The sequence below is a fragment of the Parachitinimonas caeni genome, assembly GCF_030129945.1.
Lineage (GTDB): Bacteria > Pseudomonadota > Gammaproteobacteria > Burkholderiales > Chitinimonadaceae > Parachitinimonas > Parachitinimonas caeni.
This window is the reverse complement of sequence record NZ_JARRAF010000314.1, coordinates 1-255: the sequence shown is the minus strand read 5'-3', so window position 1 is coordinate 255 and position 255 is coordinate 1. Positions and strand designations below refer to the sequence as shown.

Annotated in this window: 1 protein-coding gene; it reads right to left on the bottom strand. The window is 68.6% G+C overall.

The genetic code is table 11. The features are described from left to right. On the bottom strand, window positions 1-255 hold a 255-nt coding region (locus PZA18_RS24850; protein ID WP_284103547.1), incomplete at both ends, for a calcium-binding protein.

The following is a 255-nucleotide window of genomic DNA, read 5'->3' as shown; positions in this document are numbered from 1 at the left end:
CCGCGCCGCCATTGAGGCTGTCGTTGCCGTTACCACCGATCAGGCGATCGTTGCCGGCGCCACCGTTGAGGGTGTCGGCGCCGGTGGTGCCGCGCAGGGTCTGGGCGTAGCTGGCTGGCGCCGGGGCACCGGCCATGCCGAACAGGCCGTAGATCTCCGCGGCGGTGAGGCTGCCGCCATCGGTGAATTCGATGGTTTCGAGGGTGGCGTCGCTGCTGCTGAAGAAGTTGCGGACCGTGACCTGGTCACTGGTGC